General features: G+C 66.8%; 16 protein-coding genes and 1 pseudogene. 4 read left to right on the top strand and 13 right to left on the bottom strand.

The window, feature by feature from the left end; genetic code table 11:
- Positions 1-79: 79 nt before the first annotated feature.
- The 4 genes from ACSYAO_RS03060 to ACSYAO_RS03045 form a co-directional block, all read right to left on the bottom strand.
- Positions 80-529, bottom strand: a complete 450-nt coding sequence (locus tag ACSYAO_RS03060; RefSeq protein WP_049462848.1) for a hypothetical protein — start codon at positions 527-529, stop codon at positions 80-82.
- Positions 530-556: 27 nt separating this feature from the next.
- Entirely contained in the window at positions 557-976 is a 420-nt protein-coding gene (locus ACSYAO_RS03055) for a hypothetical protein (RefSeq protein WP_049462847.1), read from the bottom strand.
- Positions 977-1,099: 123 nt separating this feature from the next.
- Positions 1,100-2,353: a serine hydroxymethyltransferase gene (gene glyA, locus ACSYAO_RS03050; protein ID WP_010481990.1), complete on the bottom strand. Its 1,254-nt coding sequence runs from the start codon at positions 2,351-2,353 to the stop codon at positions 1,100-1,102.
- Between the two features lie 189 nt (positions 2,354-2,542).
- Positions 2,543-2,989 carry an RcnB family protein gene (locus ACSYAO_RS03045; protein WP_049462846.1) on the bottom strand — a complete coding sequence of 149 codons (447 nt, stop codon included), beginning with the start codon at positions 2,987-2,989 and terminating at the stop codon, positions 2,543-2,545.
- Between the two features lie 253 nt (positions 2,990-3,242).
- Between ACSYAO_RS03045 and ettA the strand changes: the two genes are divergently transcribed.
- From ettA to ACSYAO_RS03030, 3 genes and pseudogenes are all read left to right on the top strand, one after another.
- Positions 3,243-4,907 (top strand): energy-dependent translational throttle protein EttA, encoded by a 1,665-nt coding sequence (ettA, locus tag ACSYAO_RS03040; protein WP_005412220.1) that lies wholly within the window; start codon positions 3,243-3,245, stop codon positions 4,905-4,907.
- An 83-nt stretch (positions 4,908-4,990) separates the two neighbouring features.
- On the top strand, positions 4,991-6,307 hold the full coding sequence (locus ACSYAO_RS03035) for an NCS2 family permease (protein ID WP_005408048.1): 1,317 nt from the start codon (positions 4,991-4,993) through the stop codon (positions 6,305-6,307).
- Between the two features lie 114 nt (positions 6,308-6,421).
- A pseudogene (locus ACSYAO_RS03030) lies at positions 6,422-7,415 on the top strand (DUF4434 domain-containing protein).
- Here the strand turns inward: ACSYAO_RS03030 and ACSYAO_RS03025 are convergent.
- From ACSYAO_RS03025 to ACSYAO_RS02990, 8 genes are all read right to left on the bottom strand, one after another.
- Complete coding sequence (locus ACSYAO_RS03025) at positions 7,409-10,243, bottom strand: NfrA family protein (protein WP_049462845.1); 2,835 nt, start codon at positions 10,241-10,243, stop codon at positions 7,409-7,411. The pseudogene ACSYAO_RS03030 and the gene ACSYAO_RS03025 overlap by 7 nt on opposite strands.
- Positions 10,240-12,387, bottom strand: a complete 2,148-nt coding sequence (locus ACSYAO_RS03020) for a glycosyl transferase family protein (RefSeq protein WP_049462844.1) — start codon at positions 12,385-12,387, stop codon at positions 10,240-10,242. The genes ACSYAO_RS03025 and ACSYAO_RS03020 overlap by 4 nt, the downstream gene beginning before the upstream one ends.
- 6 nt (positions 12,388-12,393) lie before the next feature.
- Positions 12,394-14,595: a membrane protein gene (locus ACSYAO_RS03015; RefSeq protein WP_049462843.1), complete on the bottom strand. Its 2,202-nt coding sequence runs from the start codon at positions 14,593-14,595 to the stop codon at positions 12,394-12,396.
- The gene (gene wecB / locus ACSYAO_RS03010; RefSeq protein ID WP_049462842.1) at positions 14,592-15,776 is read right to left on the bottom strand and encodes a non-hydrolyzing UDP-N-acetylglucosamine 2-epimerase; all 1,185 of its coding nucleotides are present in this window, start codon (positions 15,774-15,776) and stop codon (positions 14,592-14,594) included. The genes ACSYAO_RS03015 and wecB overlap by 4 nt, the downstream gene beginning before the upstream one ends.
- Before the next feature lie 266 nt (positions 15,777-16,042).
- The gene (locus tag ACSYAO_RS03005; RefSeq protein WP_049462841.1) at positions 16,043-17,077 is read right to left on the bottom strand and encodes a fimbrial protein; all 1,035 of its coding nucleotides are present in this window, start codon (positions 17,075-17,077) and stop codon (positions 16,043-16,045) included.
- The gene (locus ACSYAO_RS03000) at positions 17,068-19,632 is read right to left on the bottom strand and encodes a fimbria/pilus outer membrane usher protein (RefSeq protein WP_049462840.1); all 2,565 of its coding nucleotides are present in this window, start codon (positions 19,630-19,632) and stop codon (positions 17,068-17,070) included. The genes ACSYAO_RS03005 and ACSYAO_RS03000 overlap by 10 nt, the downstream gene beginning before the upstream one ends.
- A gap of 92 nt (positions 19,633-19,724) precedes the next feature.
- Positions 19,725-20,453, bottom strand: coding sequence for a fimbrial biogenesis chaperone (locus ACSYAO_RS02995; protein WP_032128056.1), 729 nt, complete (start codon positions 20,451-20,453; stop codon positions 19,725-19,727).
- Between the two features lie 85 nt (positions 20,454-20,538).
- Positions 20,539-21,078 (bottom strand): fimbrial protein, encoded by a 540-nt coding sequence (locus ACSYAO_RS02990; RefSeq protein WP_049462839.1) that lies wholly within the window; start codon positions 21,076-21,078, stop codon positions 20,539-20,541.
- Positions 21,079-21,537: 459 nt separating this feature from the next.
- On the opposite strand from ACSYAO_RS02990, the gene ACSYAO_RS02985 reads away from it, so the two are divergent.
- The gene (locus tag ACSYAO_RS02985) at positions 21,538-21,903 is read left to right on the top strand and encodes a hypothetical protein (RefSeq protein WP_014645902.1); all 366 of its coding nucleotides are present in this window, start codon (positions 21,538-21,540) and stop codon (positions 21,901-21,903) included.
- 10 nt (positions 21,904-21,913) lie between these two features.
- On the opposite strand, the gene pncB is transcribed toward ACSYAO_RS02985, so the two are convergent.
- Positions 21,914-23,092, bottom strand: coding sequence for a nicotinate phosphoribosyltransferase (gene pncB / locus ACSYAO_RS02980; RefSeq protein ID WP_010482009.1), 1,179 nt, complete (start codon positions 23,090-23,092; stop codon positions 21,914-21,916).
- Positions 23,093-23,155: the final 63 nt, after the last annotated feature.

Genomic DNA, 23,155 nt, shown 5'->3' with positions numbered 1-23,155 from the left:
CCCCGCAGCAAATGCTGTCTGCGCGGAAGTGCCTGCATTTCGGCCGAACAGAACCGCCAGCGCGGTCAGCGCTGCGCGTTCAACCGGGTGCCGGCGGCGCCGAGGCCGCGCGCGCCCAACGCAGCCACGCCAGATGCCCTGCCATCACCAACAGCGGCGGGCCGAACCCGAAGAAGGCCAGGGTCGAGATCTCCCCGCGCTTGAAGGTGAAGTACAGCGTGGCGGCGACCACGCCCAGCGCGGCCAGGCTTCCCAGCGCCAGGCCTATCCAGGCGACAACCGGCGATTGGCGCAGGCCGGTAACACCGCGCCACAGGAACAGGCCGCTCAGCCACAACCACGACAGCAGGCCGATGATCCCGGCCGACGACCACAGCAGCAGGATCCTGTACTCGTCACCGGTCAGGTACTTGCCATCCCATACGACCATCAGACCCAGCACGGCACCCGTGCCTCCGGCGGCCACCGTGGGCAGGCCCACCAATAGGCCGGCAATGGCCATCCAGCGTTTGTGCAGACGCTCATCCATGCGTTCGGTTTCCTTCCCTGGGCCGCATCATCCGCAGCGTTTGATCCACACCAGCATCGCAGCCGGCACCAGCATCGACGGGCCCAGCAGCAACAAGCCGAGGCCTTCGCCGTGCACGGCGATGCCCCACCACAGCGCCAGCCCCAGCGGGGGCAAGGCGGCGAGACCGCCCGCCAGCAGCATCCACCACCAGAGGCGGTGCACGTGCAGCCCGGCACGCCCCTGCAACAGAAAACCCGCGCTCAGCCACAACCAGGCCAGGCAGCCGGCAATGCCGGCCAGGCCCCACAGCGGCATCACCGTTACCGAGACCAGCGTGCCATGACCAAACTGGCCCAGCCCCATCAGCAACAGCATCGTCGCCGCCGCGCCGCCCATCGCCAGGCTGGGCAGGCCGAACAGCACCGCCAGCGCGGCGTAGAGGTACTTGAGGTGGCGCTCATCCATGCGCGGTTGCTCCGATACCGGGGTCAGAGCCCTTCCCTGCGGGAAGGGATCCGACCCCTGCTTCGATCCGGGCTTCGGGGTCGGAGCCCTTCCCGGCGGGAAGGGATCCGACCCCTGCTGCGATCAGCCGTAGACCGGGTACTTGCGGCACTGCGCGCTGACGGCGTCGCGCACGCGGGCGATGACGGCGTCATCGTTCGGTGCGTCGAGCACGTCGGCGATCCAGTTGGCCAGGTCCACGCAATCCTGTTCGACGTAACCACGGGTGGTCACCGCCGGGGTGCCCAGGCGCAGGCCCGAGGTCACGAACGGCGAACGCGGATCGTTCGGCACCGAGTTCTTGTTGACGGTGATGTGGGCCTTGCCCAGCGCGGCTTCCGCGTCCTTGCCGGACACGTCCTTGCCGATCATGTCGACCAGCATCAGGTGGTTCTGGGTGCCGCCGGAGACGATCTTGTAGCCGCGCGCGATCAGCGTGTTGGCCATCGCCTGGGCGTTCTTCACCACCTGCTGCTGGTAGGCCTTGAAGCCCGGTTCCAGCGCTTCCTTGAAGGCCACGGCCTTGCCGGCGATGACGTGCATCAGCGGACCGCCCTGGATGCCCGGGAACACGATCGACTGCAGCTTCTTGACCAGGTCTTCGTCGGCGCCCTTGGCGACGATGATGCCGCCACGCGGGCCGCGCAGGGTCTTGTGGGTGGTCGAGGTGACCACGTGCGCGTGTTCCAGCGGGCTGGGATAGACGCCAGCAGCAACCAGGCCGGCGACGTGGGCCATGTCGACGAACAGGTAGGCACCGACCTTGTCGGCGATGGCGCGGAAGCGCGCCCAGTCGATCACCTGCGAGTAGGCCGAGAAGCCGGCCACGACCATCTTCGGCTTGTGCTCCAGGGCCAGGCGCTCGACTTCGTCGTAATCGATCAGGCCCTGGTCGTTCACACCATACTGCACGGCGTTGAACAGCTTGCCCGAGGCGTTGACCTTGGCACCGTGGGTGAGGTGGCCGCCGTGGGCCAGGCTCATGCCGAGGATGGTGTCACCCGGCTGCAGCAGGGCGAAGTACACGGCCTGGTTGGCCTGCGAGCCGCTGTGCGGCTGCACGTTGGCGTAGTCGGCGCCGAACAGCTGCTTCAAGCGGTCGATCGCCAGCTGCTCGGCGATGTCCACGTATTCGCAGCCACCGTAGTAGCGCTTGCCCGGGTAGCCTTCGGCGTACTTGTTGGTCAGCTGGCTGCCCTGCGCTTCCATCACCGCCGGGCTGGTGTAGTTCTCGCTGGCGATCAGCTCGACGTGGTCTTCCTGGCGCTGGGTTTCAGCGGCGATGGCCTTGGCCAGTTCGGGATCGTAGGATTCGATGCGGACGTCACGCGGGAACATCGGGTACTCCAGCAGGCAGGGAAAAGGGGGTACGGCTCAGCCCCCGATTGTAGCCCCGCACCGGGCCTGCCGGGGCCGAAACGGACGGGGCCGGCATCCCCGAAGGAATCCGGCCCCGTATGGTTTCGAGTGGCGTTGCGGGGGCAGAGCCCTTTGCGCTGCAAAGGGATCCGACCCCGACTGCGATCCTCAGCGGCTGCTGAGCACGTACTGGGCGATCACACCGGTGGCGATGGCCACCAGCAGCATGTTGCCGCGGTCATCGCGGATCCAGTGGTGGCCATATGGCGGGCGACGCAGGTGATAGCGCGGGTAGTCGTTCACCACATAGACCGGGCCACGGTAGTAGTCGCGGTAGCGATGGCCGACCTTCCAGCCGTAGCCCGGGCCATAGGCCGGGCGGTACACCACACGCGGCGGTGCCGGGCGGTAGTAGCGGTCATGGTCGCGGTGCCACTCGCGGCGATCCTGGCGGTAGTCGCGCCGGGCCTCGCGGCGGTCGCGTTCCCAGTCACGACGGTCCTGGCGCCATTCGCGGCGGTCCTCGCGCCACTCGCGGCGGTCGTGGTCGCGGCGGTGGTCGTTGTCGGCGAAGGCCGGGGCCACGGCGCCGGCCATTACTCGATTGATGCGCATGTCAGACCTCTGCTCGGGTGGGTGGTGAGCCCATATTGCGCACCCGATCTGAACCGTTTCCGGCTGGAAACGCTTCCCGCTACAGGACTGTGACCGGGTATTCAGGCCGCGGCCAGCCCGGCGCCCCTGCCCGGGCGCGGCCCGGAACCGGTTCCGGCTATAATTGGCGGTATTCCATTTCAGTCTGTGCCCGCTGCCGCAACGGGATGTTCCCGTGACGGGTCGGGCGCAGGGCCGCGCCTACGGAGACCGCATGTCCTCGCAATACATCTACACCATGAACCGCGTGTCCAAGGTGGTCCCGCCCAAGCGGCAGATCATCAAGGACATCTCGCTGTCCTTCTTCCCGGGCGCGAAGATCGGCCTGCTGGGCCTGAACGGCGCCGGCAAGTCCACCGTGCTGAAGATCATGGCCGGCGTGGACACCGATTTCGAGGGCGAAGCCCGCCCGCAGCCGGGCATCAAGGTCGGCTACCTGGCGCAGGAACCGGAACTGGACCCGACCAAGACCGTGCGTGAAGCGGTCGAGGAAGGCGTGGGCGAAGTGCTGCAGGCCCAGGCCGCGCTGGACGCGGTGTACCTGGCCTACGCCGAGGAAGGCGCCGACTTCGACGCGCTGGCCAAGGAACAGGAGCGCCTGGAGGCGATCCTGGCCGCTGGCGACGCGCACACCCTGGAGAACCAGCTGGACGTGGCCGCCGATGCGCTGCGCCTGCCGCCGTGGGATGCCGTGGTCGGCAAGCTGTCCGGTGGTGAAAAGCGCCGCGTGGCGCTGTGCCGCCTGCTGCTGCAGAAGCCGGACATGCTACTGCTCGACGAACCGACCAACCACCTCGACGCCGAGTCGGTGGAATGGCTGGAACAGTTCCTGGCGCGCTACACCGGCACCGTGGTGGCGGTCACCCACGATCGCTACTTCCTGGACAACGCCGCCGAGTGGATCCTGGAACTGGACCGCGGCCGCGGCATTCCGTGGAAGGGCAACTACACCGACTGGCTGACCCAGAAGGATGAGCGCCTGAAGCAGGAAGACAACCAGGAAAAGGCTCGCCAGAAGGCGATCCAGAAGGAACTGGAGTGGTCGCGCCAGAACGCCAAGGGCGGCCGCACCAAGGGCAAGGCCCGTCTGGCCCGCCTGGAAGAGCTGCAGTCGGTCGATTACCAGAAGCGCAACGAGACCAATGAAATCTTCATTCCGCCGGGCGAGCGCCTGGGCAATGCGGTGATGGAGTTCAAGAACGTCTCCAAGAAGTTCGGCGACCGCCTGCTGTTCGACAACCTGAGCTTCCTGGTGCCGGCCGGCGCCATCGTCGGCATCATCGGCCCGAACGGTGCCGGTAAGTCGACCCTGTTCAAGATGATCACCGGCCAGGAAAAGCCGGATACCGGCGAGATCGTGGTCGGCCCGACCGTGAAGCTGTCCTACGTGGACCAGAGCCGCGACGCGCTGGAAGGCAACCACAACGTCTTCCAGGAAATCGCTGGCGGCCTGGACATCCTCAACATCAACGGCATCGAGATCCAGTCGCGCGCCTACATCGGCCGCTTCAACTTCAAGGGCCAGGACCAGCAGAAGATGGTTGGTTCGCTGTCCGGTGGTGAGCGTGGCCGCCTGCACATGGCCAAGACCCTGCTGCAGGGTGGCAACGTGCTGCTGCTCGACGAACCGTCCAACGATCTGGACATCGAAACCCTGCGTGCGCTGGAAGATGCGCTGCTGGAGTTCCCGGGCAACACCTTCGTCATTTCGCATGACCGCTGGTTCCTGGATCGCATCGCGACCCACATCCTGGCGTTCGAAGGCGACTCGCACGTGGAGTTCTTCCAGGGCAACTACCGCGAGTACGAAGAAGACAAGCGCCGCCGCATGGGCGACGACGCTGCGCCGAAGCGCCTGCGCTTCAAGGCGCTGAAGTAAGGCAACAGGAAAGGCCGCGCTCGCGCGGCCTTTCTCCTTCTGTGGGTCGCCCGCTTGCTGGCGACACCTTCGCGAGAAGCCCCATGTCCCTGTTCGAGCGCCTGTTCCAGCTGCAGCAGCACGGCACCACCGTGCGCACCGAGCTGCTGGCCGGTGTCACCACCTTCCTGACGATGTCCTACATCGTCTTCGTCAATCCCGAGATCCTTGGCACCACCGGCATGGATGCGGGCGCGGTGTTCGTGGCCACCTGCCTGGCTGCTGCACTGGGTTCGGCGGTGATGGCGCTGGCCGCCAACTTCCCGGTCGGCATGGCGCCCGGCATGGGCCTGAACGCGTTCTTCGCCTTCACCGTGGTCGGCGCTGCCGGCCTGCCGTGGCAGCAGGCACTGGGCGCGGTGTTCATCTCCGGCCTGGTGTTCCTGGTGCTGTCGCTGACCGGTGTGCGTGCATGGCTGGTGTCGGGCATTCCTTCGTCGCTGCGCTCGGCCATCGTGGCCGGCATCGGCCTGTTCCTGGCGATCATCGCGCTGCAGAAGTCCGGCGTGATCGTCGGCAATGAAGACACGCTGGTGGCGCTGGGCCCGTTGAACACGGCGCCGCCGCTGCTGGCGCTGGCCGGCTTTCTGCTGATCGCGGTACTGGAAGCGCGCCGCATCCGTGGCGCGATCCTGATCGGCATCCTGGCCGTGACCGGCGCTGGTTGGGCATTGGGCGACGTGCAGTACCAGGGTCTGGTCTCGCTGCCGCCGAGCCTGGCACCCACCTTCCTGCAGCTGGACCTGCCGGGCCTGCTGCACCATGACGGCGGTGCGCCGATCGCGGTGCTGCTGCAGGTGGTGCTGGTGTTCGTGCTGGTGGAAGTGTTCGATGCCACCGGCACGCTGTACGGCGTGGTCGGTCGCGCCGGCCTGCTGAAACTTCCAGGCGCGCAGAAGCGCTTCGGCCGTGCGCTGCTGGCCGACAGCACCGCGATCGTGGCCGGCTCGATGCTCGGTACCAGCAGTACCACCGCGTTTGCCGAAAGCGCCTCGGGCGTGCAGGTAGGTGGCCGTACCGGCCTGACAGCACTGGTGGTATCGGCACTGTTCCTGGCCGCGCTGCTGTTCTCGCCGCTGGCGGCGATGGTGCCCAGCTATGCCACCGCACCGGCGTTGCTGTTCGTGGCCGGGCTGATGCTGCGTGAGCTGGTGGAAGTGGACTGGAGCGACCTGACCGAATCGGTGCCGGCGGCACTGTGTGCGCTGGCGATGCCGTTCACCTACTCCATCGCCAATGGCCTGGCGTTCGGCTTCATCGCCTATGCCGCGCTGAAGGCCGGTACCGGCCGCTGGCGCGAAGTGCATCCGGCGGTGTGGCTGGTGGCGGTGCTGTTCACCCTGCGCTACGCGTTGGAATAAGCGGTAGGTGATGCCGGCCAGCGGCCGGCACTACCGGAGCACGCTTCGGCCAGCGGCCGGCGCTACCGGGCGCTGGTTCACCTGCCGCGCACGGTGCTTTGGGATGATGCGGGCATGCCACCGCCAGTCCTTCCTGCTGATCCGTCCTCGCCGTTGCGCCGCCGGCTGCTGCGTGCGGCAGTGCTGGCGCCATTGGCCGGTACGCTCGCCACCCTGCCCGGCTGCTCGCTGCCGGTGCAGGTGGATGGCACCTTCCTGCAGCCCTGGCGCAGCCACCTGCAGTGGGGCCTGGCCGACTGGCAGCGATCCTTGAAGCTTGCACGTACGCTGGGCTGCAGGCAGCTGGTGCTGCAATGGACCGGCATCGTCGGTGGCATGGTCATTGCCCGACGGCAGCCTGCAGCAGCTGTTCACCGCTGCCAGCGAGAACGACATCCGCATCCGCGTCGGCCTGCCCTTCCAGCAGCGCTGGTGGCAGGCCATCGGCGCAGACGACGCAACGCTGCAGGCCTTCCTGGCCGAGAGCCTGGCGCACGCACGCAGCTGGTTGGCACAGGCACCCTGGGCGCAGCAGCCGGCCTTCGGGGGCTGGTACCTGCCCTACGAGCTGGAGCAGTACCACTGGGCCGATCCGGCCCGCCAGCAATGGCTGGCGCAGTGGCTGCACGGGCTGGTGCAGGCCGCCAGCGCACGCGGTGGCGACTGCGCGATGTCCTGCTACTTCAGCCGCCTGCAGACCGATGGCAACTTGGTCACGCTGTGGCAGGCGGTGTTGGCACAGACCGCGCTGCGGCCAATGGTGCAGGACGGCGTGGGGGTGGCCGGCGCCGGCAACGTGCAGCAGCTGCAACCGCTGCTCGATCATCTCCATGCCAACGGCATCGGTTTCGATGCGATCGTTGAACTGTTCCGCGAACTGCCCGGCGGCCCCGCCGACGGCAGCGGATTCAAGGGCGAAACGGCCGATGCCGCACGCATCCAGCGGCAGTTGGCATGGGCACGCGACAGCGGCGCACAGCACGTGCTGGTCTATGCATTGGAGCCATGGCTGACCCAGGACACACCGCAGGCCGCAGCGCTGCGGCGACGCTGGGGCCTTCCTCAGTAGTAGAGGATGGCGGTGGCGAACAGGCCCTTGGCACGCTGCGTATCACCACCGCCGATCGCGATGCGGTACTGCACGGTCAGGTCCAGGTAGGAACGCGGCGTGTTGTAGTGGTCCTCCCGGAACCAGTAACGCACGCCCACGCCTGGCCCTGCGCCAAGTGACCAGCTGCGCTGCGTATCGTTGAGCGCGAACGACTGCGCCGGGAACGGCGGATAACGGATGTCACGCACGCGCGAGCGCTGGTCCAGCCAATCGGCGCCAACCACGACATAGGGTGTCACCACCCAGTGCGTCTGCCCGGCACCGAAACGGAAGCTGCGCCCGGCACGCAGTTCACCGGCAGCGAACCACTGTTCGCGATGCAGGCGGCCATTGGCCTCGCCAAGGCGCCGCACCGGCGTGCCGTTGGCATCGAGCGCGTCGAGGGTGAAGGTGGCACCGTTGTCGTCCCAGGTATATCCCCCCTGCGCATAGCCACTGACCATCCACCACTGGTTCACATCGGTGCGCAGATCAGTGCCGTGGTAATAGCCGTAGGTCAGGTAGGACATCCATCCACCGGAACCGCTGGCCAAGCGGTAGCGCGCCAGCGTGCTGGCTTCCAGTGGCCGGTTCAGGGCCAGCTGCAGGCGGCACTGCACCGCTGCCGATGCGGGGTAGACCTCGCCCTGGCGGGTGGCACTGCCCAGGAACTGGCGGCGCTCGATGCCGGCGCTCAAACCGGTCTGGCCAAAGGCGTAGCGCAGGCCGAAAGAGGCGATGGTGGACGGCCAGCCGGTGGTCGAGCGCGAATGACTGAGGCGCTCGGCGCGTGCACGCGCATCCGGCGTTGATTCGCCGGTGCACGGATCCACCGCACGGATCGATTCATAGGTGCCGCCTTCGTCGTACAGCGTATTGAGCAGGCGTGCGTAGAGCTCCAGCGTGCCATGCTGGTCATTGAACGCTGGTGGCCGCCAGAACGCCTCCAGCGTGCTGAACACCGAATCGCCCGGCGTGCTGATCGCCGCACCGCCGACATTGGTTGCGGCCTGGCGCGCACCCCGGAAACCCGCCGAGGCGACCACGCCCCACTCGCGTGAATAGTTGGCGATGGCATTGCGCACGTTGTAGCGCTGATGCTCATCCAGCGGCAGCTCACCGACGTCGGCGCGATCAATGGCGCTACGCAGCAGCGTCACCGCCTGTGGATGATCGCCGTTGGCCGCACTCGCGTACGCCTGGTCCAGCACCACGCTCTTCGGCGCCTTGCCGGTGGCCTCGGCGGCACGGAAGTCGGCCAGTGCCTGTGCCGGATCCCTGGCCTTCTGGTTGAGGTAGCCGCGCTGCATCAGTGCTCCTGCGTCATCAGGGTGCTGTGCCAGCGCCGTATCCAGCCGCCGCCGCGCTTCGTCCTGCTGGGCACGGTTGCCCGCTGCCAGCGTGGTGGTCAGCAGGCCTTGCAGGTTCGCGTCGTCCGGTGCGTGCTGCACGGCCTGCCGTGCCTCATCGATGGCGTCAGCGTAGTCCCGCCGCGCATAGGCAGCGTAGGCGCGCTGTGCGGCACCGCCATCCCCCTGCAGGTCGGCCGGCATCAGCTCGCAGACATTGCCTGTGTCGCCGGACTGGCAGTGCTGGACCGGTGCCGGGTAGGCCTCGGCGCTGATGCGGGGAAGCGCGCGACTGGAGCGAATCGCCTTGGCGCGCTGCTCGATGCCCTGCTGCAACAGCAGCTGTGCCCGTGCGTCTCTCTCATCTGCTGGCACTGGCGCCTGCAACGGTGCCAGCAGTGCAGCCGCACGCACCCGATCGCCGGCAGCCAGTGCCGCATCCACCGCGAGCAGGCGCACGTTGCGCTGCTGCGCGGTTGATCCCGGCGTGGCAAGCGCGGCGTCGAAATCTTCATTGGCCCGCAACGTGCTGCCCTGGCGCTGGCGCAGGTAACCGCGCATGACCCGTGCATTGAGGTCGTTGGCATCTACCTGCAATGCCTGATCAGCACTGTGCTCAGCGTCGGCCAGCTGATCGCCCTGCAGCTGCGCGGTGATCAATAGCAGCCGGTATGAAGCCACGTCGGGGGCCAGTTCCACGGCAGCGTGTGCCTGCTCAATGGCGGCGGCATCCTCGCCTGCGGACAGCGATTGATAGGCCTGCTGGGCCTGCAGCAGGGCGCGTTGGCGACCCAGTGCCACGCGGCGCGCGCGCAGTTCCTCGACGTTGGGTGCCCCCAGCTGCAGCGCGGTGCCGATGGCGGCGTCGGCCTGTTCGGGCTGTTGCTGTGCCTCCAGTGCCGCCACCCACAGCAGGGCCCATGCGCTCTGTTTCGGCTGCTGCCGGAACGCCTGCTCGGCCTTGCTGGCCGCCTCTCCCATCCGCCCGGCGTCATAGGCCGCGTACGCCTCGGTGGCCAGCGCGTAGGCCTGCTGCCTGCTGCGGTCTGCGGCGCTGCCGACCGGACGCGATGGGGATGTCGTGCGCGCACCTTCGCCTCCGGTTGCCGCGCTACGTGCAGCGGTGGCAGCCGCCAGCGCCGGCAAGGCGGGATCCTTCAACCCCGCATCCAGCGCACGCCGCGCCTGCTGCTGCGCTTCTGCGCCACGCCCGAGCTTCTGCAGCGCATAGATCTGCAGCAGGCGCAGCCGCACCACATCCGGGCGCAGCCGGATCGCTTCAGTGGACTGCTGGTACGCCGCTCGGTAGTCACCACGCTCATAGGCGGCAAACGCCTGTTCGGCGATACGGTAGGCAGCTCCAGACAATGGCAGCTGCGCATCGGCCTGGGCCTGTACCGATACGCTGGCCGTGGCCAACGCGACGGCAATGACGGTGGACAGCAGCGTGGTCTTCATGCCGGCAAGGCTCCGGGAGGCGGTGACTGCAGCGCGGCCGCACGTCGACGCTGCTCCTGCATGGCCTGGGCCACGGCCTCCTCGGTGGTGATGCCCTGCTTGACCAGGTAATCGCCGATGCGGCCGTCGCGCTGCGGCATGTAGTCATCCAGTGCGATCTCGAAGCGCGCGTGGTCGATCAGGCGCATCTCCACCAGCAGGTCGCCCAGCAGCGGCACGTTGTCCAGGTGCCACTGCCGGTCGCCACCGATCAGGCGCAGGCCCGCGTTGATTTCGCTTTCGCGGGCGATGCTCTGTTCGACGTGCTCACTGCGGGTTTCCTGCTTCAGCAGTGCCAACGCCTCTTCGGGCAATGGGCTGGCCACGGCCAGCCGCAGGGTGCCTTGCTGGCGCGGTGGCAGCGGCAGCATGCGCCATTGCACACATGCATCGGCACTGACCGGGAACTGGCAGGCGCGCAGGTAGTCCACGTCGATGACCGCGCGTGGCAGGTCGCCCTGGAAGGCGATCGCCTCGGCCAGCGTTTCATCATCCAGCCAGCCCTGGGTGAGCAGGATGCGACCCAGCGGCTGCTGGCGCCCTGCCTGCTGCTGATCCAGCGCCTGCTGCAGGCGTTCGGGTTCCACCGCCTGCCAGGTGGTCAACAGCTCACCGAGCTGCTTGCGGGTCTGCACCAGCTGCGCCGCATCCGGGAAGTCGTGCATGGTCTTGTCCCAGACCATGCGCTTGCCGAACAGCAGGTAGGCCAGGAACACCTTCCACGCGCGTGCGGTGGCCATGAAATTGATCATGTTGCCGACCACCATGCGCGGGATCGACATCAGCGCGTGTTCCCAGCCATACAGCCGGTTGACGAAGTAGAAGCGCTGCACGACGCGGGTCGCCAGCGCCGCCGTGGTCAGCAGCGCCACGTTCATCTGCCAGGTACCGGCCTGGAACACGCTGGGAAACTGCATCGTCCACAGCCCGGTCATTTTCAGCAGCCAGAACAGCAGCAGCTGCAGGAAGATGAGGTAGGCGATGATGCTGACGAACGAGGTGATGATGCCCTTGCGGTCGCGCGCCAGCAGGTACTTGGTGGCCAGCGAGCCGCGCCAGCCCAGCGACTCCCAGCTCTGCAGCCCGATGCCCAGCACCCACCGCGCCTTCTGCCGGTACGACGCGCGGAAGTTGTCGGGGAAGTACTCGCGCACGCACAGCGCCATCTGCTGGGTGCGCTCGCGCACCGGTCCCCAACCGAACCAGGACGGGCGGCGCACGCGGAACTGCACCGGGAAGCGCGCGAAGATCGACTGCATGCCCATCGCCGCCAGCCGCGCACCGACGTCGTAGTCCTCGGTGAGGCTGTCGGTGTTGAAGGGCTGGTTGTCGGTCTGCGCGCTCAGCGCCAGCAGCGCGCGCCGCGAGAAGCAGGTACCGACGCCCGCCGACGGCACCATGCCGGAAACACTTTCGCGCACCACCAGATCCTTGGCATGCCATTCGGCGAACTCGTCCATGTAGACGCCGGCCACCAGTTCGTACCACTCGCGGTCCAGCGAGGTGACCGGCAACTGGATCATGTCCTTGCGCGGCAGCAGGTAGTTGTAGAAGCGCAGTTCCATCGGGTGCAGCACGTCCTCGCTGTCGTGCAGGATCACCCCGGCGAACTCGATGTCGTGGCGTTTCTCGTAATCGAAGATGGCCAGGATCAGCCAGTTCAGGCAGTCGGCCTTGCTGGTCGGCCCGTCATGCGGCACTTCCACGCGGCGCAGGCGCTTGTAGCGGCGGCGCATGCGCTCCACTTCGTCGATGGTCTGCTGGTCGTTGGGATAGGTGCCGACGAACACCACGTACTCGCGGTAGTCGAGCACGTTGATCATGTTCTCCACCATCTGCGCGATGACGTCGTAATCCATCCACGCCGGCACCATGATCGCCAGCGGCTGTTGCGGCCGCTGCAGCAGGTCTTCCTGGCTCAGTGGCCGGTACGCCGCGCGACGCTTGATGGTGAGCGCCCGCCAGCTCTCGCGCACCCAGTACCAGACATCGATGAACAGGTCATCGAGGCTGGAGATCAGGATCAGCACGGCCACCGCCGCCGCCGTGGTTTCCAGGGCAGCGTAGTAGTTGGCCAGCTGGATGTTCCAGAACAGACCGTCCACGGTGGATCAGTGCCCTGTGTTGGCGGACTTGCGGCGGCGCACCTGGGTGACGCGGGCGGCCAGCAGCGCGAACACGATCACGCCGACCAGCAGCAGCAACCAGATCATGTGCCGTTCCCACTTCGATTGCGGATTGCCATCCTGGGCAACGCGACTCCCGTAAGGATCCTGGCGGTCGAACTCGCGCACGGCATCACTGCCGTCGAGCACGGCGAGATCACCGCGCAGCAGCCGGAACGGTGCGCCGAATGACGGTGCCTGTGCGCCCAGGTCGCTGTACAGCACGCCGAGCTGGCCGCCGGAGGTGCCGACCTGCACCACCGCGGCGCGGTCCAGGCCGCTGACATCCAGCAGCGGCTGCGGCTTCCCGCCGATCAGCAGATGACCGTCCTTCAGGCCGGCCACATCGACACCCGATGGCGCCACACCGAATGCCAGCCACGGTACGCCCGGGCTGACCGCCGCACCGGCATCGACCACCTTCAGTTCCGACGCCTCCGGCGAGGCACCCACTGCACTGGCCACCGCAATCACCTTGCGCAGCGATGCCGGTGCATCCTGCAGCCACGTGGCCGGCACGAACACCTGGTTGCCGCGCGACAGCTGACTGCTGGCGCCGACGAAATCACTGCCCAGCGACCGCTTGGCCAGGGTCAGGTGGCTGCTGGGCAGGATCGAGACCGGATAGGCGGTGGCCGGATCGTGGCAATAAGGTCGTGCCGGCTGGCGCAGGAAGCTGACGCGGATCTCGTTGCGCGCCGACAGCGCGTAGGCCGGCACCTTGGCCACCAGCCGTTGCGGCTGGCCATTGGCCGACAGCACCTTGCCGCCCAGCAGGTAATCGTTGAAATGGATCGTGGCCACCGCGCCCTGCCCGGCGGCGTTGGGCGCCGCCGAGACATCGATCACCACTTCCTCGGGCAGGCGCCCATCGGCCGACAGCACGCCGAGGTCGAAGGTGGCACTGCGGTCCGCGCGGGTGACCACATCCATCGTGCCGGCGATGTTGCCGAGCCGGCTCAGCAGCACCTGGTCTCCGTCCAGCTTCGGTGTTCCCGCCGCGCTGACCTGCAGGCTGCGGCCCAACGCGTAGCTGCGCCACTGTTCGGCGAACAACCCGGCGACCTTGCCCGCCGCCGCCGGGTCGACCACCAGCGTCGGACGGCCAGCAACGGCGACCACGCTGACCGATGCGTTGGCCGTGGGCTTTTCCAGGCCACCCATATCGGTACCGCGCCACGCGGCGAAGGCAGCGCCCGCATCGGCACCCGTAGCCGCAACCTGTACGGCCAGCGCGTCCAGTGCCGCGCGTACGCCGGCCCGCAGCGCATCACTGCCGATCATCACGTCAGCGGCCAAGGGCCCGCTGTCACGCAGCGACAGCAGCGCGCCAACTTCGGCCAGATCCTTGATCACATGCGCACGCTCGCCCGTCGCCAGCGCAGCGTAGGCCGGCACGCCCTGCAGGCTGGCCGGGATGCTGATGCCGGTCAGGTCGACACTGTCACCGACCTTGGGTAGCGCCACCACCTGCACCTGCTTGCCACCGCCCTGCAACGCGGTACCGACGCGCCAGGCGGCGTCGTAGGCGGGCGCCTGCAGCGCCTTGCCATCCACCAGCAGGCGCACCTGCGGTGGCAGCGCGCCCCAGGCCTTGGCCACGGTGTCCACGGCCCGGCCATCGAAGCGGTAGCTGAAACGCGAGTCCGGCGACAGCCGCAACACGTTGGCCGGCGCGCTCTGGTCGGCACATTGGTAGTCGGAGACGATCGACCACCAGCCGACGCCGACCCGCACGAAGCCGTTCTGGCGAGGTTCGCCATCGATGGCCAGCAGCTGGCTGGCGTCGCCCTGCGCGTCGGTAATCGAGCGCGCGGCGATCGGATCGCCATCGACCGACCACAGGCCCGAGGTGCGCCCGGCGTGACCGCGCACATAACGCCCATCCAGCTGCAGCTGCGCATCGCGGGTGGCGACGCCGGCCGGCACCGGCAGGTAGACCTCGCGCTGGCTCTCCTGCCCGCTCAGCACCAGCGGTTGGCGGAAACCAAGTTCGCGCAGGGTCATCTGCCGGTTCACCGTGCTGTCGCCGCTCCATTCGGCGAACTGGCCGGCGACGTTGTCGGCGGCATGGGCAGTGCCGACCACGCCCGACAGGACGAACGCGGCGGCGGAAACAAACAGGGCAGAGCGGCCGGTCTGGGTCATGGCGTCACTTCGTGCGGATGGGGGTGGGCGGCACCGCCGCTGCGGAGACCGGGCGAGAATTCGGGAAGCGGCGTGCCGCGCAGGGCAGCGACGATGCGGGCGCTGGCGCGGCCGTCCCCGTAGGGGCTGGCATCAGGATCGAAGCGGGTCGGCTGCGGTGGCTGGGCCAGTGCCGCATTGACCCCCTCGACGATGCGCGAGGGCGTGGTGCCGACCAGCGTCACCACTCCGGCCTCGACCGCCTCCGGGCGTTCGGTGACGTCGCGCATGACCAGCACTGGCTTGGCCAGCGCAGGCGCTTCTTCCTGCACGCCACCGGAGTCGGTGAGGATGACGTCCGCACGCTGCATCAGGCGCACGAAGCGCAGGTAATCCTGCGGTGGCACCAGGTGCACGTTGTCGAGATGGCCGAGGTGGGCGTTGACCGGTCCCTGCACGTTCGGGTTGAGGTGCACCGGGTACAGCACCTGCAGGTCCGGCCGCCGCGCCAGCTCAGCCAGCGCACGGCAGATGTCCTCGAAGCCCTGGCCGAAGCTCTCGCGGCGATGGCCGGTGACCAGCAGCAGGCGACGATCGGGGTCAAGCATGTGGAAGGGTTCGTCAGCCCGCGCACGCAGCGCCGGGTCGGCATCCAGCCGCTCTACGGTCTGCTGCAGGGCATCGATGACGGTATTGCCGGTGACCAGGATCTGCCCGCCCAGGTGTTCACCGGCCAGGTTGGCGCGCGAGCTGGGCGTGGGCGCGTACAGCTGGTGGCCGACCACATCGATCACCCGCCGGTTCATTTCCTCCGGCCACGGCCGGTTGATGTCGCCGGTGCGCAGGCCGGCCTCGACGTGACCGATCGGAATGCGGTGGTGGAACGCGGCCAGTGCGGCGGTCATCGCCGTGGTGGTATCGCCGTGCACCAGTACCCGGTCCGGGCGAACCTGCGTGTAGAGCGCGTCAAGCCGTTCGAACAGCTTGGAACACAGGCCATTGAGGGTCTGGTTAGGCACCATGACATCGAGGTCATGGTCGGCGGTGATCGCGAACAGCGACATCACCTGGTCCAGCATCGCCCGGTGCTGGCCGGTGATGCAGACCACCGATTCGATGTCCGCAGCCTCCGCCAAGGCCCTTACCAGCGGCCCCATCTTGATCGCTTCCGGTCGCGTGCCGAACACCGACAGGACCTTCATCGCAGCGCTCCGAAAGGCCGGCGCGAGGGAATGCCAGGAGCTGTAGCCACGTCTGGATCCTTTCGGCGTTCCCGTCCAACACCCGCAGGCAGGAGACGGTCACCTCATGAGGAAACTCCAAAATCGCGACGTACATCACATTCGAATGATGGTACGCGCGTCGTGGCATTGATCTTCATCGTTGGAAGATCAAGACGCAGTCAACGCCGCCCGTGGAACGGGCGACGTTGCGGTGGAACGCAGCAGTGGCGCGGCCTGCGGCCGCCTTACTCGTACTGGATGGTGAAGGTGGCCTGGCCGTTTGCGACACCTGCACCCACAGTGCCGGCCTGGGTCTGCACATAGCGGGCACGCAGCGGCAGCGCCATGACACTGGTACCCGGCACGGTGGTACCGACGTTGACGGTCTGGCCGAAACGCACTTCGCGCTCGGTGCTGCCATCACGCTGGACCATCTGGATGCCGATGCGGGTGGCACTGTTGGTGGCCGCGCTGAGCTTCAGCACGCCCGGCATGTTCGAGCTGTCCTGGTCGGCGTCGAGGCGGATGCCGATCTTGCTCTGGTAGGCAGCAACGTTGCTGCCCTGGCAGTTCAGGCGGATCTCGAAATCGCGATCTACAGCCTTGGAACCGACACCGGTGAACGTGGTGTTGGGCACGCTGCCGAAATCGACGGCAATGTTGCGACTGCCCGCCTGCACTTCGCAGGTCGGGCTGACCACGGTGGTGCCCGAGCCCTTGAAGGTGGAGGTCAACACCGGGCGACGGCTGCCATCACCATCAAAATAGTATGTAGTGAAACGACCGTTCGGCGCGATCACGCCGGAACCGGTCTGCGCGGCTGTCTTGATCAGCTGGATACGGAATCGACCGCCATTGAGATTGATCCTCGCCCCACCGTTGAATGGAATGCTGTGCGGATAGTAGGCCTGGATCGCCCCTGAATCGCGGAATAGCTTGATGCCAACGCCAGGGACATCGGTTTCATAGGTATTGGCAAAACCGGGCACCGGGCGCTGCTGCGCCGCGTTGACATACTCGCCGCGCGAGTAGCCGCCACTCCAATCACAGCTGGCCACGCTATCACGCTGAGTGATCGATTCACTGATCTCCTTGATCACGCCGCCGACCGGCGTGCTGGGCAGGATCACGATCTGGCCCATGTCCATGGTGACGTCCTGTGCGGTGAACCACGAAGAGTTCAGGCTGCACGCGGCGCTGGCTTGCTGGGCCAGCAGCACGCCGCCCAGCAATGCAAGGGCACTCAGCGCCTTGCGGCCACGGGAAGAAATCATCGGCATGCTGCCTCCAGCGGGATGAAGCCGGTCTTGGACGCATCGGCGCCCGCCGGAACCTGGTAATCGACCGTGCAGCGCTGGTCGGCGCCGGCGCCCCACTCCACCAGCAGGCTGCCCTGGTTCTTGTCACTGCGCACGTACAGGCGGCCGCCCTGGCTGACCATGCCCACCGGCTGGCCCTGCTCGTCCTTGACCTGCGCACCGAACGGCATGGTGCGGCCATCGGTGTTGCGCACCTGGATCAGCAGCGCGTTGCCCTTGCGGGTATCGAAGCGCAGGTAGCTGATGGCACCGGCGAACGGCGCGATCGACTGGCTGGTGCTTTCCAGCTCGACGTCGTGAGCCATGCCCTGCGGGTCGAGGGTGACGGTGTTGAGGCGGTACGGCGACACGTACGGGACCACCGCGTAGCCGCGGCCGTCGACGCGCAGGCCCGGGGCGTTGCTGACGATCGCATCGCGCGCGCCCGGTGCTTCGACCAGCACCATGGTGTCGCCACGCTGCGGGGTGAAGGTGAAACCGCCCGGATGCACGACCACGCTGCCATTGGCACCCACCGACGCCTGGCGGAAGTCACGCGAGTGGCTGTAGCTGGCGTTCAATGCGGAATAACGGCTGCGGTATTCGACGTTGCCGATCGCGGTGGTGCTGCCCTCGCGGGAATCGGACAGGGCCGCGCCATAGCTGAAGTTGTTGTCGACACCGGCCGAACCGGTGATGCCAACGCGGCTGTTGTCGTAGCCCCCGCGGTCGCGCACGCCAAGATCAGCACTGAATGACACAGGGTGGGTACCACGGCCCAGCGGCACACTCATCGACAGCAGGTACTGGGTATCCGAGCGACCGAGTACGCCCTCTTCGGTGCGCAGCGCCGAGAAACCGTAGTTCACCGAACGCCAGGCGTTGTTGTAGCCGACCTGGTACTGCTTGGAGGTGCCGGAACGGTCGTAGAAGTCACGCACCGAACCGGTCACGTACAGCGCGCCGCCACGACGGCCCAGCGGCTGGTTCAGCGTTACCTGGAACTGGCTGCGCTGACGGCCACGTGTGGTCGGATCGATGCCGCGCTTGTCCGAATCACGGCCATACAGCGCGTCCTGCAGGCTGTAGAAGCCTTCGGTCGAATAGCGGTAGGCGGCCAGGGTCAGATTGGTCCCGGTCTCGCCGATCATGTTGCTGTAGCTCAAGCGCACGCTGGCACCGGTGTGGTTGCCGTAGTGGTCGAACGTCGTACGTGCATGGGTGACGTCGGCGGCGAACGCGCCAACCGGCGTGGACAGGCCGACGCCGTACAGCAGCGACAGGTAGCCGTCGCTCAGTGCACTGCCGCCATACAGCGTCAGCTGGTTGCCGATACCGCGCTGGTAGGTGCCCTGCACCAGCCACGGCTCATCGGCCAGCAGCTTGTTGCGCACCTGGCCGGCGGTCAGCGAGTAACGCGACACGCCTTCGCGCAGCATCTGCGGCACCGAACCGAACGGCACCTTGAATTCGCGGCGGCGGCCATCGGCCTCGATCACGCTCACTTCCAGGTCGCCGCCGTAGCCGGTCGGGTACAGGTCGTCGATGACGAAGCTGCCCGGCGACACGGTGGAGGAGTAGATCAGCTGCTCGTTCTGGCGCACTTCGATGCGTGCGTTGGTCTCGGCGATGCCGCGCACGACCGGCGCGTAACCGCGCAGCGAATCGGGCAGCATGCGGTCGTCGCTGGCCAGGCTGGCACCGCGGTAACCGATCGAGTCGAACAGTTCACCGGTGGTGTAGGCCTCACCGATGGTAAGCATGCCGCGCACCTGCGGGATGCCGCGCTGCGCATAGGTGGCGATGCTCTGCCAATGGCGGCCATCGCCCTCGGACCAGGTCAGGTTCGAATCGTGGCGGAACTGCCAGCCACCCAGGTTCATGCCGGCGTTGAGGCCGAGGTAGGCACTGCGGTTGCGCTGGCCACCTTCGACACGGCTGTCGCTGTCGATGGCATTGAAGCTGTAGCCGACGAAGCCGGCATTGATGCCGCGGTCCCACAGCGCCGGGTTGACGTAGCCGCGTGCCTCACGACGCAGGAACACCTGCGGGATGCTCAGGTCGTAGCGCAGGTTGCCGCTGTCATAGACACCATAGGCATTGGCCATGCGCTGCTGAACCGGCACGCAGCTGGTCTTGTCGGTCGGCACGGACGGATCCTGCTGCAGCAGCACGGCTTCGCTGTCCACGCCCATTTCTTCCAGCATCGGCAGCGGCAGGCAGGCGTCGACACGGCCCTGCGCATCGGCCTTGAACTGCAGATCGCGACGGCCCTGCCAGGCACCGTTGACGTAGACGTCGACACGGTAGTTGCCGGCCACCATCGGGTTGCCGTTGCTGAAGGCCGCCAGATCGACCTGCTTGGCCTGGCCAGACAGGAAGCTGGAGTTGAACTGGGCCGATTCCGGTGCACGCGCATTGGCCGCACCACTCTGCGCCATCAGCGCCTGTTCGCCGAGATTGGCCGGGGCAGCCAGCGCCCATCCTGGGCAGGCCACGCCAGCAACCAACAGGCAAAGCGCCTGATGGATCGACAATGTCAATCTGTTTCCGATCACACTGACATTCCTTCAATTCGCCGCACAGCGGCGGTGGCGGGATGCGCAGGCCCAAGGCCGGCGCGGCGCGTTCAGCCCCCGGTGCTGCCGAGGCGGATGGTGTGTTCCACCCGGCCGCCGTAGTCGTTGATGGTGATGAAGCGGACCTGGTCGGTGCCCGCCGGTGCGGCGAACTCCAGGCTCTGCTTGGGCGCGACCATCGCGCCCTTGTCCTCGACGGCCTTTTCACTGCTGCCGGTCACGGCATGTACTTCGGCCAGAGTGACGTGGAAGGGGCTCGGGTTTTCCACCCGCAGACGGTCGCCCGTGCGGGTCCAGCGCAGCGCTGCGGGCGCGTCGTTGGCGACGCCCTTCAGGCCCTGCGGCCGGTAGAAAAGCTTCAGGCGCGAACGGAACGCGACCTGCAGGTAATTCTGTTCGCCGCTGTCGGCGTTGTCCGGGGACGGCGGAACATCCAGCACATTGAGCCAGAACACCGACTCACGGTCGGTCGGCAGCTGCGCGCCGGAGAAGATCAGTCGCAGCGCCTGGCTGCGGCCCGGCTCGACGCGCGCGATCGGCGGCGTCAGCACGAACGGGGCATCGCTGGTATCAGCGGTCTGGTTGGCGTCGCCGCTGTCGATCCAGGCCTGCACCAGCGCCGGCGAATCGCCCACGTTGTCGACCTGCACGGTGACTTCGCGCGCCTGCGCCGGATAGATCACTCGCGTGCCATTGACCACCACGCCGGCCAGAGCGTTCTGGCAGAAGGGCAGCGTGAACGCTGCCAGCAGCAGCGCCCGGGGAAAGAATGCTTTCATCGGAAGTACTACGCTCGAGGTATGTGGCCAGGGGCCGCGATGCACTGGCCGGCGCGTACGCCGGCCAGCGCGGGTACGACTACGATCAGTTGTAGATGATCGTGTACTTGACGCTGCTGGTGACGTCGCCCGGGGTGGCGGCGTTAGTGGCGTAGTACTCAGCGTAATAGTTCAGATTGGCCGAGCCGTCGGTGCCGACGGTGACCCACTGCGAGTTCTCCTGGGCCAGACCGAGGCCAGCCGCCTTGATCGGCAGGAACGTGTTGTTCGAGCCCAGCAGCTGCAGCTGCACGTTGGTGGCAGCGTTGGCCGAAGCCTGATTGACCAGGCGGCCGCTGTTGAAGTCAACAGTGGAACCCGGCTCGAAGTAGGTGGCGACGTTGCCGGCGCTGCACTTGCTCAGGTTGATGGCGAACGGGGTACGGCCCGCAACGGCACCGGCGGTGGCCAGGGTGTTCTTGGACACGGTCGGCAGGTTGACGGCGAAGTCCTTGCCGCCCGGGGTCGAGATGGTGCAGGTCTTGTCGGTCACCTTGCCGTTGAAGGTGATGGTGCCGTCGGCGGCGTTGGCGGCCAGCGGAGCGGCGGCCAGCATCAGAGCGGCGATGATATTGATCTTGTGCATTCGCTTTTACCTAACCCTACTGAAGAGATGAGAAGTAGAGGAGGAAGCAAGGAGCACTGCCGGGCTATCAAGACCCATCCTTGCGTCTCACCTGTGGCCGGACTCGGACATACCTTCCCCTGAATCCGTGACGCAAGTATAGGCACAACTGTGATGAAAGTCTCATTATTTTTCTGAACGCCAATTCATTGACGCCTCAAATGTGACGTGGTAGGCGGAATGAGAGCCCGGCGGGCGTAGGGGATTTGACGGCAAGGCGATCAGGTCACAAACGACCCTGCATGACGCTTCCCGTGGCGCGTTCGGCATGCGCGAAAACAGGCTTTTTTCAGGTGGAAATCGCCTTATTTGATGCGCATCACTCTTTCTTGGTGATGGCCCTAGCAGATTCGGATTTGTCCTATTAAAGACGGATCGAACCTGTCGCTAACTAGGACACACCGAACCAGAGAACGTGTCATGAGGAACTCCATTCTGCTGTGTGTGGCCCTGATGTCCGTCAGTGCGCTGGCCCAGGCCAGCAGCGGCAGCATCCGTTTCAGCGGCCGTATCGCCGAGCCGGGCTGCACGACGAACCTGTCCCAGGGTGAGCTGAGCCTGGCCGCCTGCCCGCCCTCGGCCAAGGGCTCGACGGTGGCCGTGACGGCGCTGGCCGATGGCCAGGCCGCGACGCTGCGCGACGGCAAGCGCCAGGGCCAGAAGCTGTCGGTGTCGGCCAGCGCGATGCGCGCCGGCGATATCGCCTTCTCCGAGCGTTACAGCGTGCAGGCTTCGAAGCAGCAGCCGCTGCAGGGCGCCTACCTGGTGGTGGTCGACTACCTGTAAGCCGGCGTGTTTACGCCGGCGGCAGCTCGAAGACCTGGCGCAGATAGGCCAGGTAGCCCGGGTCGTCGCACATGCTCTTGCCCGGCGAATCGCTGAGCTTGGCCACCGGCTGGCCGTTGCAGCGGACCATCTTGATGACGATGTTGAGCGGCGTTGGCCCCAGATCATTGGTCAGGTGGGTGCCGACGCCGAAGGCGACCTGGCAGCGACCACGGAAGTAGTCGTACAGGCGCATCACCTTGGCGATGTCGAGCCCATCGCTGAACACCAGCACCTTGCTGCGTGCATCCACCCGGCGCTGCTGGAAGTGCGCCAGCATGCGGTCGCCCCAGTCGAACGGATCGCCGGAGTCATGGCGGACGCCGTCGAACAGCTTGCAGAAGTACATGTCGAAGTCGCGCAGGAACGCATCCAGGCCGACCACGTCGGACAGCGCGATGCCGAGGTCGCCGCGATACTCGCGTGCCCACGACTCCAGTGCCGCCACCTGCGAATCGCGCAGGCGCGGGCCCAGCGCCTGGAACGCCTGCAGGTACTCATGGGCCATGGTGCCGTGCGGGGTCATGCCGTACAGGCGGGCGAAATGCACGTTGCTGGTGCCGACCAGCTGCGGCCCGAGGGCGTCGCGCAGCAACGGCAGCAGGCGGGCATGCCAGTCGCGCGAGTAGCGGCGGCGGCTGCCGTAGTCGGCGATGCGGCACTGCTCGAAGCCGGGGGTATCACGCAGCAGCGCGGCCTTGGCCTGCAGGCGGCGCTCGCCCTCGGCGAAGTCGGCGGTGGTGGTGTTGCGGAACCAGACTTCGTTGATGATCGCCAGCAGCGGCACTTCGAACAGAATGGTGTGCAGCCAGGGCCCGGTGATGTCCAGTTCGATCTCGCCGGGCACGGTCTTCGACGCGCGCAGCTGGATGTACTTGCGGTCGAGGTGGAACAGGCCGAGGAAATCGGCGAAGTCCGGCTTCACGAAGCGCAGGCCACGCATGTAGTCCAGCTCCGCGTCGCTGAAACGCAGGCTGCACAGGTGGTCGATCTCTTCGTCGATCTGGTCGATGTAATGGGCCAGGTCGATGCCGGGCGTGCGGCACTTGAACCGGTACTGCACCTGGGCGCCGGGGTGCTGGTGGAGCACCGCCTGCATCATGGTGAACTTGTACAGGTCGGTGTCGAGCAGGGACTGGATGATAGGCATGGGGCGGATTATGCGCCCGGCAGGGTGAACCGGGGTGCCTGCGGCCACACTCAGCTCACGGGA

The organism is Stenotrophomonas sp. STK16_22, assembly GCF_051984505.1.
Taxonomy (GTDB): Bacteria; Pseudomonadota; Gammaproteobacteria; order Xanthomonadales; family Xanthomonadaceae; genus Stenotrophomonas; species Stenotrophomonas maltophilia_A.
The sequence above is the reverse complement of the archived record's forward strand: the minus strand, read 5'-3'. Positions and strand labels throughout refer to the sequence as shown.

Excerpts from the sequence above, each read along its gene's own strand:
- ACSYAO_RS03060 (WP_049462848.1), bottom strand. The coding sequence starts at position 529 with ATGGATGAGCGTCTGCACAAACGCTGGATGGCCATTGCCGGCCTATTG.
- ACSYAO_RS03055 (WP_049462847.1), bottom strand. The coding sequence starts at position 976 with ATGGATGAGCGCCACCTCAAGTACCTCTACGCCGCGCTGGCGGTGCTG.
- glyA (WP_010481990.1), bottom strand. The coding sequence starts at position 2,353 with ATGTTCCCGCGTGACGTCCGCATCGAATCCTACGATCCCGAACTGGCC.
- ACSYAO_RS03045 (WP_049462846.1), bottom strand. The coding sequence starts at position 2,989 with ATGCGCATCAATCGAGTAATGGCCGGCGCCGTGGCCCCGGCCTTCGCC.
- ettA (WP_005412220.1), top strand. The coding sequence starts at position 3,243 with ATGTCCTCGCAATACATCTACACCATGAACCGCGTGTCCAAGGTGGTC.
- ACSYAO_RS03035 (WP_005408048.1), top strand. The coding sequence starts at position 4,991 with ATGTCCCTGTTCGAGCGCCTGTTCCAGCTGCAGCAGCACGGCACCACC.
- ACSYAO_RS03025 (WP_049462845.1), bottom strand. The coding sequence starts at position 10,243 with ATGAAGACCACGCTGCTGTCCACCGTCATTGCCGTCGCGTTGGCCACG.
- ACSYAO_RS03015 (WP_049462843.1), bottom strand. The coding sequence starts at position 14,595 with ATGACCCAGACCGGCCGCTCTGCCCTGTTTGTTTCCGCCGCCGCGTTC.
- wecB (WP_049462842.1), bottom strand. The coding sequence starts at position 15,776 with ATGAAGGTCCTGTCGGTGTTCGGCACGCGACCGGAAGCGATCAAGATG.
- ACSYAO_RS03005 (WP_049462841.1), bottom strand. The coding sequence starts at position 17,077 with ATGCCGATGATTTCTTCCCGTGGCCGCAAGGCGCTGAGTGCCCTTGCA.
- ACSYAO_RS02995 (WP_032128056.1), bottom strand. The coding sequence starts at position 20,453 with ATGAAAGCATTCTTTCCCCGGGCGCTGCTGCTGGCAGCGTTCACGCTG.
- ACSYAO_RS02990 (WP_049462839.1), bottom strand. The coding sequence starts at position 21,078 with ATGCACAAGATCAATATCATCGCCGCTCTGATGCTGGCCGCCGCTCCG.
- ACSYAO_RS02985 (WP_014645902.1), top strand. The coding sequence starts at position 21,538 with ATGAGGAACTCCATTCTGCTGTGTGTGGCCCTGATGTCCGTCAGTGCG.
- pncB (WP_010482009.1), bottom strand. The coding sequence starts at position 23,092 with ATGCCTATCATCCAGTCCCTGCTCGACACCGACCTGTACAAGTTCACC.